Source organism: Sphingobium sp. CFD-2 (assembly GCF_024611135.1).
Classification (GTDB): Bacteria; Pseudomonadota; Alphaproteobacteria; order Sphingomonadales; family Sphingomonadaceae; genus Sphingobium; species Sphingobium fuliginis.
The window spans coordinates 936,471-954,367 of sequence record NZ_CP084406.1 but is presented as its reverse complement, the minus strand read 5'-3'; the positions used below and the strand labels follow the sequence as shown (position 1 = coordinate 954,367).

General features: G+C 65.8%; 15 protein-coding genes. 8 read left to right on the top strand and 7 right to left on the bottom strand.

From position 1 onward, the window contains the following. Positions 1 to 12 precede the first annotated feature (12 nt). Entirely contained in the window at positions 13 to 1,224 is a 1,212-nt protein-coding gene (manD, locus tag LDB29_RS24515; RefSeq protein ID WP_044660850.1) for a D-mannonate dehydratase ManD, read from the top strand. Here manD and LDB29_RS24510 read toward each other — a convergent pair. Continuing rightward, positions 1,214 to 1,354 (bottom strand): hypothetical protein, encoded by a 141-nt coding sequence (locus tag LDB29_RS24510; RefSeq protein WP_257557335.1) that lies wholly within the window; start codon positions 1,352 to 1,354, stop codon positions 1,214 to 1,216. The genes manD and LDB29_RS24510 overlap by 11 nt on opposite strands. Here LDB29_RS24510 and LDB29_RS24505 point away from each other — a divergent pair. The 7 genes from LDB29_RS24505 (at position 1,353) to LDB29_RS24475 (ending at position 12,939) form a co-directional block, all read left to right on the top strand. Next, the gene (locus LDB29_RS24505; protein WP_257557334.1) at positions 1,353 to 2,630 is read left to right on the top strand and encodes an MFS transporter; all 1,278 of its coding nucleotides are present in this window, start codon (positions 1,353 to 1,355) and stop codon (positions 2,628 to 2,630) included. The two genes, LDB29_RS24510 and LDB29_RS24505, sit on opposite strands and share 2 nt — an antisense overlap. Beyond that, positions 2,627 to 4,039 carry a glucuronate isomerase gene (gene uxaC / locus LDB29_RS24500; protein ID WP_257557333.1) on the top strand — a complete coding sequence of 471 codons (1,413 nt, stop codon included), beginning with the start codon at positions 2,627 to 2,629 and terminating at the stop codon, positions 4,037 to 4,039. The genes LDB29_RS24505 and uxaC overlap by 4 nt, the downstream gene beginning before the upstream one ends. Then, positions 4,036 to 5,508 carry a mannitol dehydrogenase family protein gene (locus tag LDB29_RS24495; protein WP_137709065.1) on the top strand — a complete coding sequence of 491 codons (1,473 nt, stop codon included), beginning with the start codon at positions 4,036 to 4,038 and terminating at the stop codon, positions 5,506 to 5,508. Before uxaC ends, LDB29_RS24495 begins: the two co-directional genes overlap by 4 nt. After that, positions 5,505 to 7,142, top strand: a complete 1,638-nt coding sequence (locus LDB29_RS24490; protein WP_257557331.1) for a DUF5597 domain-containing protein — start codon at positions 5,505 to 5,507, stop codon at positions 7,140 to 7,142. Before LDB29_RS24495 ends, LDB29_RS24490 begins: the two co-directional genes overlap by 4 nt. A gap of 113 nt (positions 7,143 to 7,255) precedes the next feature. Continuing rightward, positions 7,256 to 10,186, top strand: a complete 2,931-nt coding sequence (locus LDB29_RS24485; RefSeq protein ID WP_257557329.1) for a TonB-dependent receptor — start codon at positions 7,256 to 7,258, stop codon at positions 10,184 to 10,186. A gap of 70 nt (positions 10,187 to 10,256) precedes the next feature. Continuing rightward, entirely contained in the window at positions 10,257 to 11,492 is a 1,236-nt protein-coding gene (locus LDB29_RS24480) for an SGNH/GDSL hydrolase family protein (RefSeq protein ID WP_099186739.1), read from the top strand. A gap of 151 nt (positions 11,493 to 11,643) precedes the next feature. After that, positions 11,644 to 12,939, top strand: a complete 1,296-nt coding sequence (locus LDB29_RS24475) for a DUF3422 domain-containing protein (RefSeq protein ID WP_099186740.1) — start codon at positions 11,644 to 11,646, stop codon at positions 12,937 to 12,939. Between the two features lie 205 nt (positions 12,940 to 13,144). Here the strand turns inward: LDB29_RS24475 and LDB29_RS24470 are convergent, their stop codons facing one another. The 6 genes from LDB29_RS24470 to LDB29_RS24445 form a co-directional block, all read right to left on the bottom strand. Then, on the bottom strand, positions 13,145 to 13,567 hold the full coding sequence (locus LDB29_RS24470; RefSeq protein WP_099186741.1) for a cytochrome c family protein: 423 nt from the start codon (positions 13,565 to 13,567) through the stop codon (positions 13,145 to 13,147). Between the two features lie 87 nt (positions 13,568 to 13,654). Further along, entirely contained in the window at positions 13,655 to 13,978 is a 324-nt protein-coding gene (locus LDB29_RS24465; protein ID WP_099186742.1) for a hypothetical protein, read from the bottom strand. Then, positions 13,975 to 14,592 (bottom strand): cytochrome c oxidase subunit III, encoded by a 618-nt coding sequence (locus tag LDB29_RS24460; protein WP_048575588.1) that lies wholly within the window; start codon positions 14,590 to 14,592, stop codon positions 13,975 to 13,977. The genes LDB29_RS24465 and LDB29_RS24460 overlap by 4 nt, the downstream gene beginning before the upstream one ends. After that, positions 14,589 to 16,481, bottom strand: coding sequence for a cbb3-type cytochrome c oxidase subunit I (locus LDB29_RS24455; protein WP_257557327.1), 1,893 nt, complete (start codon positions 16,479 to 16,481; stop codon positions 14,589 to 14,591). The genes LDB29_RS24460 and LDB29_RS24455 overlap by 4 nt, the downstream gene beginning before the upstream one ends. Continuing rightward, on the bottom strand, positions 16,478 to 17,479 hold the full coding sequence (coxB, locus tag LDB29_RS24450; protein ID WP_257557326.1) for a cytochrome c oxidase subunit II: 1,002 nt from the start codon (positions 17,477 to 17,479) through the stop codon (positions 16,478 to 16,480). Before coxB ends, LDB29_RS24455 begins: the two co-directional genes overlap by 4 nt. Further along, the gene (locus tag LDB29_RS24445) at positions 17,461 to 17,886 is read right to left on the bottom strand and encodes a cytochrome c (protein ID WP_099186745.1); all 426 of its coding nucleotides are present in this window, start codon (positions 17,884 to 17,886) and stop codon (positions 17,461 to 17,463) included. Before LDB29_RS24445 ends, coxB begins: the two co-directional genes overlap by 19 nt. Positions 17,887 to 17,897 lie beyond the last annotated feature (11 nt).

The following is a 17,897-nucleotide window of genomic DNA, read 5'->3' as shown; positions in this document are numbered from 1 at the left end:
CAGGATCGTCCAATGCCCAAGATCATCGATGCCAAGGTCATCGTCACCTGCCCCGGCCGCAATTTCGTCACGCTCAAGATCATCACCGATGAGGGGGTCCATGGCGTGGGCGACGCGACGCTCAACGGCCGCGAACTGGCGGTGGGGAGCTATCTGGCCGACCATGTCGTTCCCTGTCTGATCGGGCGGGACGCGCACCGGATCGAGGACATCTGGCAATATCTCTACAAGGGCGCCTATTGGCGGCGCGGTCCCGTCACCATGACCGCCATTGCCGCGGTCGACATGGCGCTGTGGGACATCAAGGGCAAGATTGCGGGCCTGCCCGTCTATCAGCTCCTGGGCGGGGCCAGCCGGGAGGGGGTGATGGTCTATGGCCATGCCAATGGCACGACCATAGAGGATACGATCAACGCCGCGCTGGAATATCAGGCGCAGGGCTACAAGGCGATCCGCCTGCAATGCGGCGTGCCGGGCATGGCGTCGACCTATGGCGTGTCGAAGGACAAATATTTCTACGAACCCGCCGACGCCGACCTGCCGACCGAAAATGTCTGGAACACGTCCAAATATCTTCGCGTCGTTCCCGAACTCTTCAAGGCCGCCCGCGAAGCGCTGGGCTGGGACGTGCATCTGCTGCACGACATCCATCACCGCCTGACCCCCATAGAGGCCGGACGTCTGGGCCGGGACCTGGAGCCATATCGCCCCTTCTGGCTGGAGGATGCGACGCCGGCGGAAAATCAGGAGGCGTTCAGGCTGATCCGCCAGCACACCACCGCGCCGCTGGCGGTGGGGGAGATCTTCAATTCGATCTGGGACGCGAAGGACCTGATCCAGAACCAGCTTATCGATTATATCCGCGCGACCGTGGTGCATGCGGGCGGGATCACCCATCTGCGCCGGATCGCCGCGCTGGCCGATCTCTATCAGGTCCGCACAGGCTGCCATGGCGCGACCGACCTGTCGCCGGTCTGCATGGCCGCCGCGCTGCATTTCGACCTTAGCGTGCCCAATTTCGGCATTCAGGAATATATGCGGCACACGCCCGAGACCGACGCGGTCTTCCCCCATGCCTACACTTTCTCCGACGGCATGATGCATCCGGGCGAGGCGCCGGGCCTGGGCGTCGACATCGACGAGCAACTGGCCGCCGGATATGAATATAAGCGCGCCTTCCTGCCGGTGAACCGGCTGGAAGACGGCACGATGTTCAGTTGGTGATCCGTGCCTGCCCCTTCTTCTCCGTCATCCCCGCGCGGGCGGGTATCCCTCTCCCGGCCTTGCGGCTGGATATGGGGCGCGAACCGGATCGCCGCCTGCGCGGGGATGACGGATCATAGGGACCGACCATGACCCGATCCATCCCCAAACCCTCCGGCAAGGTCCGCTGGATCGTCTGCGCCCTGCTGTTCGCGGCGGTGGTGCTGAGCTATGTCGACCGGCTGGTCCTGCCGACGCTCAAGCCCGATCTCCAGGCCCGCTACGGCTGGAGCGAGAGCGGCTATGCCGACCTCGCCATCTGGTTCCAGGCGGGCTACGGCATCGCCTATGTCTTCTTCGGGCGGCTGATCGACCGGATCGGGGCGCGGGCGGGCTATGCGCTGGCGGTGGGATTGTGGACCGCCGGCCACGTCATGCACATCTTCTTCACCTCGACGGCGGGGATGCTGCTTGCGCGCATTCCGCTCGCCATCGGGGAAGCGGGAACCTTCCCCGCCGCCATCGCCGCGACCAATGAGTGGTTCCCCAGGAAGGAGCGCGCCTTCGCCATCGGCATCTTCAATGCCGGGTCCAATGTCGGCGCGATCCTGACGCCGCTGATCGTGCCCGTCATCGCCGTCACCATGGGCTGGCGCTGGGCCTTCATCCTGACCGGCCTGCTGACGGTGGTCTGGCTGGCGGCATGGATCGGCTTCTATCGCCGCCCGCGGGAGAAGAAGACCCTCTCGCAGGAAGAACTCGCCTGGATCGAAGCCGACCCGCAGGAGCCGCAGCGCCCGGTCAAATGGCGCGCCCTGTTCCGCCATCGCCAGACCTGGGCCTATATCGCCGCGCGTTTCCTGATCGATCCGGTGTGGTGGACCTTCCTCTTCTGGCTGCCGGACTTCTTCAACAAGCAATATGGCGTCAAGATGCTGGACTTCGGTCCGCCGCTGATCGCCGTCTATCTGCTGGCGGACGTGGGGTCCGTCACCGGCGGCTGGCTGTCGTCGCGACTGATGGGCCGGGGCATGAGCATCAACCGCGCCCGCAAGACCGCGATGTTCTGCGCCGCGCTCTGCGCCCTGCCCATCGCCTTCGCCGCGCAGGCGCCGGGCCTGTGGGTCGCGGTCGGGCTGATCGGCCTTGCCTGCGCCGGGCACCAGGGATTTTCCGCCAATGTCTATGCGCTGCCGGGCGACCTCTTTCCCCGCTGGATGGCGGGATCGGTCGTCGGCCTTGGCGGGCTGTCGGGCGCCATCGGCGGCATGCTGATGGCGAAGTTCGCCGGCATGATCCTGGAAAGCGTCGGCAGCTTCCAGCCGATCTTCATCGTCGCGGCCTGCGCCTATCTGATCGCGCTGCTCGTCGTCCACCTCATCGTGCCGCGCTACGCGCCCGTCACCCTTTCGGAATCCCGTACATGAAGCCGCTGAAGCTCCACCCCGACCGCCTTTTCCCTGCCGAACCGCGCACCCGCGACATCGCCCGCGCGCTCCATGCCACGGTCGGAGACCTGCCCATCGTCAGCCCGCATGGGCATACCGATCCGCGCTGGTTCGCCTATGACGATCCCTTCGCCAACCCGTCCGAACTGCTGATCGTGCCGGATCACTATGTGTTCCGCATGCTGATGAGCCAGGGCGTGAAGCTGGAGGAGCTGGGCGTTCCGACCAAGGATGGCAGCCCCACGGAAACCGATCCCCGCGCCATCTGGCACAGGTTCGCCGCCCATTATCGCCTGTTCCGCGGCACGCCGTCCCGCATGTGGCTCGATTGGGTCTTCGCCGAAGCCTTCGGCATCGATGTCCGGCTGGAGGCGGAGACTGCCGACCATTATTACGACATCATCGACGCCGCGCTGAAGACGCCCGGCTTCCGTCCCCGCGCTCTGTTCGAGCGTTATGATATAGAGGTCATCGCGACCACGGAAGGGCCGCTGGACCCGCTCGACCATCATCGGGCGATCCGGGCGTCCGGCTGGGGCGGCAGGGTGATCACCGCCTATCGGCCGGACCCGGTGATGGACCCGGCGGTGCGCGGCTTTGCCGACAATGTCCGCGCCTTCTGCGCCATGGCGGGGGAGGATGCGGGCAGTTTCGCCGGCTATCTGCGCGCCCATGAAAGGCGTCGCGCAGACTTCCGCGCCGCCGGGGCGACCTCCACCGATCATGGCCACCCCACCGCCTTCACCGCGCACCTCGGAGGGGCGGAGATCGAGGCGCTTTATGCCAGCGTCATGTCCGGGCCCGTCAGCGACCGCGACGCCGAATTGTTCCGTGGCCATATGCTGGTGGAAATGGCGCGCATGTCGATCGAAGACGGCATGGTGATGCAGCTCCATCCCGGCGTGCATCGCAGCCATAATGCAGCCGTGCTGGCGCGTTTCGGCAGGGACAAGGGCGGTGACATTCCGGCGGCCGGAGAGTTCGTCCAGGCGCTCAAGCCCCTGCTCGACCTCTACGGCAATGACCCGCGGCTGACGCTGATCCTCTTCACCCTTGACGAGGATGTCTATTCCCGCGAACTCGCGCCGCTGGCGGGCCATTATCCCGCCCTGAAGCTGGGCCCGCCCTGGTGGTTCCATGACAGTCCGGAAGGAATGCGCCGCTTCCGCGAGCGCGCGACCGAGACGGCGGGTTTCTACAACACGGTCGGCTTCAACGACGACACCCGCGCCTTCCTGTCGATTCCCGCGCGGCACGACATGGCGCGCCGGATGGACTGCGCCTGGCTGGCGCGGCTGGTGGCCGAACACCGGCTGGAAGAAGACGAGGCTTTCGAACTGGCCCGCGCCTTGTCCTACGACCTCGTGAAGCAGGCCTATAAGCTGTGAGGCGGCTATCCTCCGCGACGCTCGATACGCTGCCCGCCGATGTGATCCGGCCTGCCTATGATCGCACGGCGGTCGAGGCCGGCGTCGTCCATCTCGGGATCGGCGCCTTCCACCGCGCGCATCAGGCGGCGGTCTTCGATGATGTGCTGAATGCCGGCGACCTGCGCTGGGGCATCGTCGCCGCGTCCCTGCGCTCGCCGCAGGTGCGCGACCAGATGGCGCCGCAGGACGGCCTCTACACCATGCTGGTGCGCGACGGCGCATCCCGGCGGGCGCGGATCATCGGCGCGGTCCAGCGGGTCATCGTCGCGCCGCAGGAGCCGCAGGCGCTGCTGGACGCCCTGGCGTCGCCCGACACCCATGTCGTGACGCTGACCATCACCGAGAAGGGCTATAAGCTCGACCCCGCTACCGGCGCGCTGATCGAGGGTGATCCGCAACTGGCGGCCGATCTCGCCTCGCTCGCCGCGCCGCAGACGGCGCCGGGCTATCTGGTCGCGGCGCTGGCGATGCGGAAGGCGCAGGGTCTGCCGCCCTTCACGGCGATTTCCTGCGACAATCTGCCGCATAATGGGCAGCGGTTGCGCAATGCCGTGCTGGCGCTGGCGCGCCGCCATGATCGCGTGCTGGCGGAGTGGATCGCGGAAGAAGCGGCCTTCCCGGAGACGATGGTCGACCGCATCGTGCCCGCCACCACGCCGGAGGATGTCGCCGCGCTCGCCGCACGGCTGGACGCGGAAGACCGGGCGATGGTCAAGACCGAACCCTTCATCCAATGGGTGATCGAAGATCGGTTTTGCGGCCCGCGCCCCGAATTCGGGGCAGGGGTGCAACTGACGGCGGCCGTCGCCCCGTGGGAGGAGGCGAAGCTGCGCCTGCTGAATGGAGCCCACAGCGGCATCGCCTATCTGGGCGGCCTTGCGGGCATCGACCATGTGCATGACGTGCTGGCGCTTCCCCCGGCACGCGCCTTTGTCGAGGCGCTGTGGGATGAGGCGCAGACGACGCTGTCGCCGCCACCGGAACTCGACATCGCCGCCTATCGTGACGCGTTGATGGCCCGCTTCGACAATCCGACGCTGCGCCATCGCACGCGGCAGATCGCCATGGACGGATCGCAGAAGCTGCCCCAGCGCCTGCTTGCCCCCATCGCCGCGAGGCTGGCGGCGGGGCAGGGGATAGGGGCGCTGTCCCTGGCCGTCGCGGCATGGGTGCGTTGGCAGGCGGGACGGGACGATCTCGGCAAGGCGCATGTCGTCGACGACCCGCTGGCAGGCACGATCGCCGCCCGGCTCGCGGATGCCGACACGCCGGAGGAGCGGGTCGCCGCGATCCTGCGCCTCGACTCCGTGGTTCCGCCCGCATTGGCGGCGAATGCGGCTTTCCGCGTGGCGCTGGCCCGGTGGCTCGCCATCCTCGAAACGCAGGGCGCGCTGGCCGCGCTCGCCACCTTACAGGGGGAAATATGATGCAATTCGCCAGGATCGGCGCCGCGCTCACCGCCTTCGCGCTGGCCGCCACGGCGCAGGCCGAACCGCCCCGGCTCGTCAGGCAGGGCAGCGCCACCCAACTCAGCGTGCAGGGCAAGCCGATGCTGCTGATCGCGGGCGAGCTGGGCAACAGCAGCGCGTCGAGCGCGGCCTATATGGCGCCGCACTGGAAGCGGCTGAAGGCCATGCACCTCAACACCGTGCTGGCCCCTGTGTCCTGGGAACTGATCGAGCCGGAGGAGGGCAGGTTCGACTTTTCCTCGGTGGACGCGCTGATCCGTGACGCGCGGGCGAATGACCTGAAGCTGGTCATCCTCTGGTTCGGCGCGTGGAAGAACAGCATGTCGACCTACGTCCCCGCCTGGGTGAAGCGCGACCAGAGCCGCTTCCCCCGCGCGCAGCTTCCCAATGGGCAGGGCGTCGAAATCCTTTCCGCCATGGCGCCCGCGACGCTGGAGGCCGACCAGAAGGCCTTTGCCGCGCTGATGGCGCATATCAGGGCCGTGGACGACAGGCAGAATACGGTGCTGATGACCCAGGTGGAAAATGAGATCGGCATGCTGCCGGTCGCCCGCGACTATGGTCCCCTCGCCGATGCCGCTTTCAGGGGTCCGGTGCCGGCTGAACTCATGACCTATTTGCAGCAGCATCGCGACACGCTGGTCCCGCAGATGAAGCGCCTGTGGGAGGAGCAGGGGAACAGGACCAGCGGCACCTGGTCCGAAGTGTTCGGCCCCGGCCATCAGGCGGAGGAAATCTTCACCGCCTGGCATTATGCGCGCTTTGCCGATGCCCTGACCCGCTCGGGCAAGGGCGCCTATCCCATGCCCATGTATGTCAATGTCGCGCTCAACCGCCCCGGTCGCCTGCCGGGCGAATATCCGAGCGGCGGGCCGCTGCCGCACCTGATCGACGTGTGGAAGGCGGGAGCGCCCGCCATCGATTTCCTGGCGCCCGACATTTATTTCCCGAACTTCGTCGACATCGTGAACATCTACAAGCGGCCCGACAATCCGCTGTTCATCCCCGAAGCCAATAATGCCGACCATCCGCAGGTGCCCGGCAATGCCTTCTACGCCATCGGCAAGCTGGACGCGATCGGCTTCGGCCCCTTTTCCATCGAGTCGATCGACGAGAAGCCGGGGGCGCTGGGCGAGGCCTATGGCCTGCTGGAACAGCTCGCCCCCCATATCCTCGCCGCGCAGGGTCTGGGCCGAATGTCGGCTTTCCGGCCGAAATCGCTCTATGACGAAACGCTGGTCTATGAGCCGGTGACGGAGACGATCGGCAATTACCGCTTCACCGTCGCCTTCGCCGACATCCAGAGACCCGTCGCCACTCCTGATACCGTTAACGCAGGCGGCATCGTCATACAGACCGGGCCGGAGGATTACCTGATCGCCGGGCAGGGCATCACCGTCACCTTCGCCCCGGCCGGATCAGGACCGGGTCTCGCCGGGATCGACAGCGCCTGGGAAGGGCATTTCGACGCGCAGGGCCGCTGGATCGCCGGACGATTGCTGAACGGCGACCAGACCCATCAGGGGCGCCATATCCGGCTGCCCGCCGGGAACTTCCAGATCCAGAAGGTCCGCTTGTACCGTTACCAATAAAGACGCTTCCGGGCTTGACAAAAATAACTCAGGGTTTATCAAAGCCGCACTGATAGCGCTACCAGACAGGCTTACCGGATAGGCGGAAGCTGCGCTCAGGAGGGGATTTTCAAATGGCAGATTCTCACATTTATTCTTTCCGCATCGCGCTTTGCGCAGCGTCGGCCTTCGGCGCGCTGACGCTGGCCCAGGCGGCGATCGCCCAGGACAGCGCGGCCCAGCCCGCCGCTCAACCCGTCGCCCAGCAGGACGAAGCAGCCGACATCGTCGTGACCGGCATCCGCGGCAGCCTGCAAAGCGCCACCAACGCCAAGAAGAACGCGGTCGCCTTCGGCGACTCCATCTTTGCCGAAGACATCGGCAAGCTGCCCGCCACCAACCTTGCGGAAACGCTGAACCGCATGCCCGGCGTGCGCCTGAACCGCGACATCAGCGGCGAAGGCACGCAGGTCGCGATCCGCGGCCTTGGCCCCAGCTTCACCCGCGTCCTGCTGAACGGCTCTCAGCTTCAGGTCGCGTCGGACGGCGGCACGAACGGCGGCAGCGCCAATCGCGAAGTCGACCTCGACTTCTTCCCGTCCGAACTCTTCACCCGCCTCGACCTTGCCAAGACGCCGTCGCCCTCTACGCTGGAAGGGGGCATTGCGGGCACCGTCAACCTGCGCAACGCCCGTCCCTTCGACAAGCCGGGCACCCATGTCACCGTGGTCGCGCAAGGCCAATATACCGACAGCAATGAAAAGCTGAGCCCGCGCGGCGCGATCGTGGCCAGCCATACGACCGACACTTTCGGCATTCTGGTCGGCGTGGCCGGCGTCAAGACCAAGACCCGCATCGATGGCTTCGACACGGTCGGCTGGACCGACGGCAATCTGGGTCCGGTCAATGGCGTCCCCGATCCGGGGGGCAACAACTTCTTCTGGGCTTCGACCGTCCCCGCCAATGCAGGTCACGGCCTTATCCCGGGCCAGCCGGTCGATGTCGTCGCGACCTCCGGCCTGACCCGCAGCCAACTCAGCACCGCGCTGCTGCCCCGCCTTGGCCGCAATACGCTGACTGTCGGCGACCGTTCGCGCATTTCAGCCCTGGCCTCTCTTGAATGGCGGCCCAGTGATACGCTGCACTTCGCCCTCGACGGCATCTGGGCAAAATCGAAGCGTGACTATTCGCGCATCAACATGAACTGGCAGGTCCGCAACTCCGGCCCCGGCACGGGAGCGCAGGCGACCGGCGGCATGATTCCGATCGATCTCACCGTCGACGACAACGGGGTCGTGACTTCGGGTACCTTCGCCAACTCTTCCTTCTTCCTGGAGGCGAGCGAGTTCAAGCAGACCACCAAGTTCTGGAACATCAATCCCAGCCTGAGCTGGCAGCCGACCGAAACCCTGAAGGTCGACCTCAGCGCCAATTATTCCAAGAGCCGCTTCTTCCGCGAGCAGCCGACCTTCGCGTTCCAGACGCCGCCCAATTCGGGGGTCGACGTCTATTATGACAATCTGCAAGGCTATTATCCGTCGATCACCACCAATGTCGACCTGAACGACCCCAATCTCGGCTGGCAATGGTATCGCCAGAACATCGCGCTGGTTCGCCGCAAGACGGAAACCAAGGGCGCGCATCTGGACGTCATGCTGGGCGACGCCATGTTCAACGTGAAGGTCGGCGCCGCCTATGACCGGGCGACCCGCTCGATCCGCGCCTATGACAACAGCCCGGCCTATCAGCTTTCGGTCTGCGGCACGGGCTGCACCGGCGCCACCGGATCGATCCCCACCAGCGCCATTCCGCAATATCTGATGCCGATGACGGTCGGCAATTTCGGGCATCTGGCGGGCCGGAATATCGGCTATAACGCCTTCATCATGCCTGATTTCGGCGCGATCAAGGATGCGACCGACTATTACAGCTATCGCGACAGCGCGCCGGAAACGCGCGGCGCGGTGACGGGCGGCGCGACCGGAGACATGGATGAAAAGGTCTGGGGCGCCTATTTCGAACTGAACGGCGTCACCACCATCGGGGGCCGCGACCTGCACATCAATGCCGGCATGCGCTACGCCGCCACCAACCAGCTGGTGGTCGGTCCCAGCCAGGTCGGCACGGCGATCGTCGACATCACCTCGCGGTCGAAATATGATAATTTCCTGCCATCGATTAACCTGACCTACGACATTGCCGACAATGTGAAACTGCGCGCCTCCGCCTCGCGGACCATGACGCGCCCGGATGCGAGCCAGATCCTGCCGGGCGTGACCTTCACCGATCCCTCGGCTCTGGTGGCGACCGCCGGCAATCCGACGCTGAAGCCCTATACTTCCGACAATTACGATCTGGGCGGCGAAATCTACACCGGCGGCATCGGCTATGTCGGGCTGTCGCTGTTCCAGAAGAATGTCCAGGGCTTTACCGTCACCCAGTCCCAGGATGTCACCTTCGGGTCGCTCAATATTCCCTATGACAGCCTGATCGCGACCCAGCAGCAAGCGCTGACCAACCGCGCGGCATCGACCGGCGTGGCGATCAACGACCTGATCGTTTCGGTGAACCGGCCGATCAACCTCAGCGACCTCAAGATCAAGGGGATCGAGGCAACCTGGGTGCAGCCGCTCGACTTCCTGGTGAAGGGCCTCGGCTTCTCGGCCAACGGCACCTACCTCAAGCAGTCGTCGAAGCTGATGCCGGGTCAGGCGACCAGGCTGGTTGCGACCGGCGTTTCCAAATGGTCGTATAATCTCCAGGGCTTCTATGAAAATAACGGCCTCTCGGTCAGCCTGAACTATGTCTGGAACGACAAGTCGATTGCGGTCAACGCGCCGCAGAACGGCATTACCGGCGCCGCCCTGCGCAATGATGCCCGCGGCCAGCTTGATCTGTCCGCCGGTTATCAACTGCCTTTCCTCAACAAGGCGATGCGCCTGACGCTGGATGTGCTCAACATCACCAACGAACCGATCCGCACCACCTTCGAATATGATAATGCACCCTATTCGATCTACTATCCGGGCCGGACGGTGTTGGCGGGCATCCGCGCGAATTTCTGATCCTCCCCCAAGGAGCCTGGGGCCGGTTGCAAGACCGGCCCCTTTCTTTCGTTCTGACGAGGACAAGCCCATGCGGTTGACCTTTGCGGCTTTTCTGTTCCCGCTCGCGGCCTGCATCGCGGGCCCGGCTCTGGCGGCGCCATGCGCAGGGCGTTGGACTGCGGCCTGGGCCTCTGCCCAGATGGCGCCCACCGGGGACAATGCGCTGGCGCCGGGCATGCTGGCGGACAGCAGCCTGCGGCAGATCGTCCGGCCCTCCATGGCGGGGGACCGGCTGCGGGTGCGCCTGTCCAATCTGATGGGCGCCGCGCCGCTGCACATAAGGGGCGCCAGCATCGCGCGCGCGCTGCGGGCCGGATCGCCGGCCATCGATGCGAAGACCCTCCTTCCGCTCCGCTTCGACGGGCGCAGCGACGTGACGATCCCGGCCGGCGCGGATTATCTGTCCGATCCGGTGGCGCTGCCGGTCCGCGCCTTTGACGATCTGGCGATCAGCATCGCCTTTGGGGAGGAGCCTTCGGGCCAGACCTCCCACCCCGGATCGCGGGCGACCTCCTGGCTGCTCAAGGGCGATCATCTGACCGACCCTGCCATGGCGGGCGCGCAGGCGGTGGAGCACTGGTTCTCGCTGGCCGCGCTGGAGGTGGAGCGCTGCACGGCGGCGAAGCTGATCGTCGCGCTGGGCGATTCCATCACCGACGGGAGGGGGTCGACCACGGATGGCAATGACCGCTGGACCGACAATCTCGCCCGGCGGCTTCAGGCCGATCCGGCGACACGGCATCTGGCGGTCGTCAACCAAGGCATAGGCGGCAACCGCCTGCTGAACGACGGCCTTGGCCCCAACGCGCTTGCCCGGCTCGACCGCGATGTGCTGGCGCAGCCGGGCGTGCGCTACCTGATCCTGCTGGAGGGGATCAACGACATCGGCACGCTGACGCGCGAAGCGCCGGTCAGCGATGCCGAACATGCCCGGCTGGTATCGCGCATCATCGGGTCCTATCGCCAGATCGTCATGCGGGCGCGGGCCCGGGGCATCAAGGTGATCGGCGGAACCATATTGCCCTTCATGGGCAACGACTATTATCATCCCGACGCCCGCAACGAAGCCGACCGGCAGGCCGTCAACCGCTGGATTCGCGAACCGGGGAATTTCGACGGCGTGATCGATTTCGACCGGGCGGTGCGCGATCCCGCTCGCCCCGACCGCCTGCTTCCCCGCCATGATGTCGGGGATGCGCTGCATCCTTCGCCCGAAGGCTATCGGGCCATGGCCCGGGCGATCCCGCTCGATCTGTTCAGATAGCGGGGGTCGGGCGAGCTCGTCCGTCTCGCCCTTCTGCCTGTCATCCTTTCGGGCAGGGCGGATTGCCAATGGCGATCCAGCAGCATTATGAATCGACACGGACGATATTGTCGGACTTAATAGCGCAAGCCTGCCAAGGAAGAACCGGCCCATGGACGACATGACCAGCACCCCGGCCGATCCCTTTGCGGCGCTGGGCCAGCGCGACCATCCGCTGCGGGCTTCCCTCTCGCGGGAAATGCATATTCGCGGCCTGCCCCGTTTCGATGCGCCGGCCCTCGCGCTGCAATTCGTGCTGCTGGTCGACGAGCAGCAGGCCGAGCAGGGCATCGCCCTGCTGTCCCACCGCTTTCCCGCCCTCAAGGCCGGTGATCGCTTCCTTGCCGCGCGGATCGGCGACCTCCATTTTTCCTGGGAGCGTCATACCGAATTCATGACCTACAGCTTCCTCGCGCCGGTCGAGGGCGCGACGCTGTTCGACCTCGCGCCATTTGGCGATGTGCCAGCATGGATGGCGGACATGCCGGGCCGGGTGATCCGCTCCACCCAGATCGCCATGGTCATGGACGAACCGCCCTCCGCGGCGATCGCCGCCCATTTCGCGACCGACGACCTCATCATATCCGACGTTGCGGACGGCCATGCCCGCATCTGGAGCGACTTCCGCCTGCATGCCGACGGCTTCGGCCGGCTGCTCATCCACGACAAGGGGCTGCAAGGCGGCGAAAGCTCGCAACTGGTCCAGCGGCTCCAGGAACTGGGCAATTACCGCAAGATCGCCTTGCTCGGCCTGCCCGAGGCGCAACAGGCGACCCCCTTGCTCACCGCGCTCGAACAGCGGCTGACCGCGATCACGAGCCGCGTCGCGCAGAAGGATGCGGATGCCGATCAGGTGCTGGAGCAACTTTCCGCCTTGAGCGCGGAGCTGGCCGGGATCGTGGCGCGCACCCGCTACCGCATGAGCGCGACGCAGGCCTATGCGGAAATCTGCCGCGACCGCCTCCGCCGTCTCGCCGTCGTGCCGGTGCGGGGGTATCGCTCGCTCGACGATTTCACCGAGCGGCGCCTGCTGCCGGCCATGCGCACCTGCGATGCCTTCACCCGCCGGCTGGAGGATCTGGCGCAGCGGACCGCCTGGACCAGCGCCTTGCTGCGCACGCGGGTCGACACCGCCCTTGCCCGCCGCAACCGCGACCTGCTGGCGTCCATGGACCGCCGGACCGCGCTGCAATTGCGGCTCCAGCATACGGTGGAAGGGCTGTCGGTGGTGGCCATCAGCTATTATGCCCTTGGCCTTTGGCACCATCTGAAGGAAGCGCTGGAGCTTCAGGGATGGCATTTGCCCGCCTGGATCGATGTCGCGCTGTTCCCGGTGACGATCATCACGGTCTTCCTGGGGATCGGCCAGATCAGAAAGGTGAAGCGTCCATCCGGCGACGCGCATTAGGACCGATCGACATTCAGGCTCATGGTGGCCTGCAATGGTTGAATCGAGTCACCTGCTCCGCTTCCATTCCCGTGCTTCCGGTGCTCGCTTACTTTGAATATGCTGCGCTCCGGGTCACGGAAAACTGCCATTTTCGGCTCACCCGGGACTGAGTCGGTCCCAGGATTTCCGGTTCGGTGGAACCCTGTTTGTGCCATGCCTCCCCTCAGTTCCGGGCATAAAGATAGGCGGCGATGTCGCGCGCCTGACGCTCCGACAGGCCCTGTTCGGGCATGCCGCTTCCGGGCCGCAGCGCCTGCGGATGCATCAGCCATCGCACCATCGTCTCCGGATCGTTGGGGAGCGAACCGGCCAGGCTTGCGCGTTGGCCGACATGGGTCAGGTCCGGCCCCACCATGCCGTTCGCGCCGTCGATGCCGGGAATGACATGGCAGGCGCCGCAGCCATGGCGATAAAGGGCGGCCCGGCCCCTTTCCGAATGTCCGCCGGTCATGGCGTCGGCGCGGGTTTCATCGGCGGACCTGGTTTCCAGATAGATCGCGCCGCCCGCCACAAGCGTGACGCAGACCGCGAGCAGAAGGATCGCTGCCAGCCAGACGAGGCTTGAGGGGACGGGACGGCTAGCCATATGCAGGCCTCGGCACTTTGCGGGTGACGCGCATCGCTGCGTCGGCATGGACGAGACAGCCCGGCGGCGGCGCTGGAAGGATCACGCCTATCCGAGGCATGGCGGCACGATCAGCAATGCGAGGGTCTGGAAGGCGCTCGCCAGCGCGAATATGCCCGCGACGGCGAGGGCGAGCCTGGCCAGCCAGGGATGGGAAAGGGGGCCATGCGACCCTGTCAGGGGCCAGGCGATGCGCGCCGCCAAGGCGCAAAGGGCGATGCTGACCACCCCCCAAGCAAGGCCGATCCGCCATCGCCCGCAATCGGCATGGAGCAGTGCGGAAAGGCCCTGTTCGAACAGGAACCAGGTCATCGGCGGCAGCAGCAGGCCGATCCAGGCCCGCGCCCGGATGCTGAGGCGGCTGGGCGTCATAGCGCCCTCGGCGCCCAGTAGATGAGGGCATAGACGGGCAGCCAGCATAGGATCACGAAGGTCCAATAATTGGAATTGTCCTCCACATCCGCGAACTGATCGTCTCCGACCTCATGGGTGAAAAGCCAGACGCCCAGCACCACCGTGTCGAACCAGTCGGTGACGACATGGGTGGTGTGGAGGATGAGGAGCGTCCAGACGATCGATCCATAGGCGTCCTGATGCCAGGATATGCCGAGATGCGCGAACTCGAACGCGCGGGGTATGAAGAGCAAGGCTGCGATGACCGCCATCGCCAGCGTACCCCAGCGAACGCCGCCCAGATGCTTCTTCCTGGCGCAGCGCAACACCCAGACATTGGGCACCGCGCTCAGCAGCAGGCCGATGGTGAAGATCGCGCTCCACAAAAGTCCGGGCAAGGCGTCGCCCTTGGGCGGCCAGGCAGGAGCCTGGGTCATAAGGTAGAGATAGGCCGCGGCGGCGAGTGCGAAGCCGGTCCCCTCTATGACCATGAAGCCGATATTGCCCCACCAGACCAGATGGCGCGGGCCCGATGCGCTTTCCGGCAGGGTGGAAAGATCGCCGACGATCCGGATGGAGCGGGAAGGACTCATGCATTCACCCCCAATGGTCCCGATCGGGAGCGGGGCCGGCTGGGCCAGAACCATCCCGTCAGGGTGGCGGCGACCGGCGCAGCGCCGACGACAATGGCCCAAGGCGTGAAGATGCTGCCGATGAACATGGCGGAGACCGCGAGCGCCGCCAGCAGCGGCCAGATCGACGGCGCGGCGCTCTTCTGCCTGTAGAGGGGAATGGCGTCGGTCACGGACGTCACCAGCACTTCGCGCCGGTCCGGGCGAAGGCCGTCCATGACGTCGAGCCGCCCGGCATCGTCCCACATCGGGGTCAGGCCGTGCACCACGGGCACATGCGCCATGTTGTACGGCGGCGGTGGGGAGGGGGACGCCCATTCCAGCGTCGATCCGCCCCATGGGTCGTCGCCCGCCGGCTTGCCGCGCCAATAGGCCCATAGCGCATTGCCCACGAAGACGAGCCCGCCCGCCACGGCGATGGCGCTGCCAGCGGTCGCGACCTGGTTCAGCGTTTCCCAGCCCATGCCGGGCGGATAGGTATAGACGCGACGGGGCATTCCCATCAGGCCCAGGAAATGCATCGGCATGAAGCCCAGGTTGAAGCCGCCGACGATCAGGACGAAGGCGACCTTTCCCCAGCGTTCCGACATCAGCCGCCCGGTCGCCTTGGGGTACCAATAGGCAAAGGCCCCCAAAAGCGGGAAGATCGCCCCGCCGATCAGCACATAATGAAGATGCGCCACCACGAAATAGGTGTCGGTGAGTTGCAGGTCGAGAGCGGCCGACGCGGTCATCACGCCTGAAAGGCCGCCGATGATGAAGGTCGCGACGAAGCCCAGAATCCACAGCATCGGCGTCGCAAGACGGATTCTGCCGAGCCAGATCGTCGCGATCCAGCAGAAGATCTGCAATCCGGCGGGCAGCGCGATCGCCATGCTGGCGGCGGTGTAGAAATCATTGCCCAGGCGGGGCAGGCCGACGGCGAACATATGGTGCACCCACAGGCCGAAGGCCAGCGCGCCGATGGAGATCATGGAGAGGACGAGGGCGGCATGGCCGAACAGCGTCCGCCGCGAAAAGGTCTCGACGATGGAGGATATGAACCCGGTGGCGGGCACGAAGATGATATAGACTTCCGGATGCCCGAAGAACCAGAAGAGATGCTGGAACAGAGGCGTGTCGCCGCCCCCGGCGGGCGAGAAGAAATGGGTCGAGACGAGCCGGTCGGCGATCAGCATGGAGGTGACGAGCATGACCGCCGGCATGGACAGGATCGTCATGATCGATGCGATCAGCATGGCCCAGAGGAATACCGGCATGCGGGTCAGCGTCATGCCCGGGGGCCGCATCTTGAGGATGGTCGCCGCGACATTGACCGAGGCGGCAAGCGCGGCAACCTCCGTGAAGGTGATCATCTGCGCCCAGATGTCGGCGCGATGCCCCGGGCTGTAGGATGGACCTGAGAGCGGGGGATATTCGAACCAGCCAAGGTCGGGCGTGATGTCGATCGCATGGGCGATCCACAGGGTCAGGACGCCGCCGAAATAGAGCCAGAAGCTGAAGGCGCCAAGGCGCGGGAAAGCCATGTTGCGCGTGCCAAGCATCAGCGGCACCAGCCAGAAGGCCATGGCCTCCATCAATGGCACGGACACCAGGAACAACATGGTCGAACCGTGCAGCGAAAAGCTTTCATTGTAGAGCTGCGGGCTCATGCGGGTGTTTTCGGCGACCGACAGCTGCCATCGCATGTCGAGCGCGAGCATGCCGGCCAGGAACATGAGGAACAGCGCCGTGACGATGTAGCGCGCGGCGATGCGCTTGTGATCGACCGTGGTCAGGAAACCCCACAGGCCCGGCGGGTCGCGCCACCTTTCGTCCAGCCGTTCGATCAGGGTCGCGTCGGCGGTCATCTGAGCCTCGCCAGATAGGTGGCGAGCGCATCGGCATCCGCAGGCGGCAGCGGCACGGCCGGCATCGACGTACCGGGCTTCAACGCCTGGGGCTGCGCGATCCAGCCTTGCAGCGCGCCCCGCGTCATGGGCAGCGTGCCGGCGGCGATGGACCTTCGCGCGGCGACATGGGTGAGATCGGGTCCCGCCCGGCCTGTTGCCGATGTGCCCCTGATCCTGTGGCAGGCCGCGCATTTCGTCGCGAAGAGCTGGGCTCCGCGCCCTGTGGCGGGCGCGCCGGATGCCGCCGGGGCTGCCTGGGTCTTCAGCCAGAGGTCGAAGTCGGCAGGCGCTTCCACCTTCACATCGAAGGCCATATGGGCATGTTGCGCGCCGCAAAATTCCGTGCAGGCCCCGCGAAACCAGCCCGTTCGACGCGGCGTCAGGTCGAGAAGGTTGCGGCGGCCGGGAATCATGTCGATCTTTCCGGAGACGTTCGGCACCCAGAAACTGTGAATGACATCTCCCGACGCAAGCTCGACCCGTGTCGTGCGGCCCAGCGGCAAATGGAGTTCGTTGGCGGTTTCGATCCAGCGCCCGCTCGCCGGATCGCGATATTCGATCCGCCACCACCATTGATGCCCGGTCACGCGCACGGCCATGGCGTCCTTCCCGCGGGTTGCGAATAGGGCGCGGTCAGCGAAGAAGCTGACGGTGATGAGGATGGTGAGTCCGACGACGATGATCCCCGCCGCGACATGGAGGGCGCGGTCCACCCGCGTTTCAGCGCGTCCTTCATCCTTTTGGCGGCGCGAGCGGGCGCGCATGACGGCCCAGACGAGCCCGCCCATCACCAGCAGATAGACCAGCCCGCAGACCACCGTCATGACGATCAGGAGCATGTGGAGCGCGGACGCCTGATCCCCTGCCGGGGCGAGCGGCGACTGGACGCCGGTGCAGGCGGACAGGAACAGCATGGCGATGACCGATGTCGATCGTCTCATTGCGGGCCGGACCATGCCGATCCCTGCGGCTCGCCCTTCTGGTCGAGCAGGAGCCGCCGCCGCTTTTCGGGATAGTGCAGCGGCAGATCGCGGACATAGGCCGTGATCTGCCAAAGCTGCTCGACCGGCACACGCTGGCCAAAGGCGCCGCCATGGCCCGTGGCGATCGACCGGTAGACGTCCGCGAAGCCCCCGCCCTGAACCCATTGCCCATCGGACAATCGGGCGCCGCCCTTTGCCTGTTCGCTGTGGCAGGGCGAACAGCCATACCAGGCGAAATAGCGGCCGCCCTGCGCGATCTGGTAGAAATTCCCCTGATAGGCGTCGATCCGCGGGTCCGCATTGCCATGCGGCGCCGTCTGCGGCAGGCCGGGGCCCAGGTCGCGCGCTTCCTGGCTGCATCCGCCGAGCAGGATCGCCATCAATGCCGCTG

Coding starts and splice junctions, on each gene's coding strand:
- manD (WP_044660850.1), top strand. CDS start 13: ATGCCCAAGATCATCGATGCCAAGGTCATCGTCACCTGCCCCGGCCGC.
- LDB29_RS24505 (WP_257557334.1), top strand. CDS start 1,353: ATGACCCGATCCATCCCCAAACCCTCCGGCAAGGTCCGCTGGATCGTC.
- LDB29_RS24510 (WP_257557335.1), bottom strand. CDS start 1,354: ATGGTCGGTCCCTATGATCCGTCATCCCCGCGCAGGCGGCGATCCGGT.
- uxaC (WP_257557333.1), top strand. CDS start 2,627: ATGAAGCCGCTGAAGCTCCACCCCGACCGCCTTTTCCCTGCCGAACCG.
- LDB29_RS24490 (WP_257557331.1), top strand. CDS start 5,505: ATGATGCAATTCGCCAGGATCGGCGCCGCGCTCACCGCCTTCGCGCTG.
- LDB29_RS24485 (WP_257557329.1), top strand. CDS start 7,256: ATGGCAGATTCTCACATTTATTCTTTCCGCATCGCGCTTTGCGCAGCG.
- LDB29_RS24480 (WP_099186739.1), top strand. CDS start 10,257: ATGCGGTTGACCTTTGCGGCTTTTCTGTTCCCGCTCGCGGCCTGCATC.
- LDB29_RS24475 (WP_099186740.1), top strand. CDS start 11,644: ATGGACGACATGACCAGCACCCCGGCCGATCCCTTTGCGGCGCTGGGC.
- LDB29_RS24470 (WP_099186741.1), bottom strand. CDS start 13,567: ATGGCTAGCCGTCCCGTCCCCTCAAGCCTCGTCTGGCTGGCAGCGATC.
- LDB29_RS24465 (WP_099186742.1), bottom strand. CDS start 13,978: ATGACGCCCAGCCGCCTCAGCATCCGGGCGCGGGCCTGGATCGGCCTG.
- LDB29_RS24460 (WP_048575588.1), bottom strand. CDS start 14,592: ATGAGTCCTTCCCGCTCCATCCGGATCGTCGGCGATCTTTCCACCCTG.
- LDB29_RS24455 (WP_257557327.1), bottom strand. CDS start 16,481: ATGACCGCCGACGCGACCCTGATCGAACGGCTGGACGAAAGGTGGCGC.
- coxB (WP_257557326.1), bottom strand. CDS start 17,479: ATGGTCCGGCCCGCAATGAGACGATCGACATCGGTCATCGCCATGCTG.
- LDB29_RS24445 (WP_099186745.1), bottom strand. CDS start 17,886: ATGGCGATCCTGCTCGGCGGATGCAGCCAGGAAGCGCGCGACCTGGGC.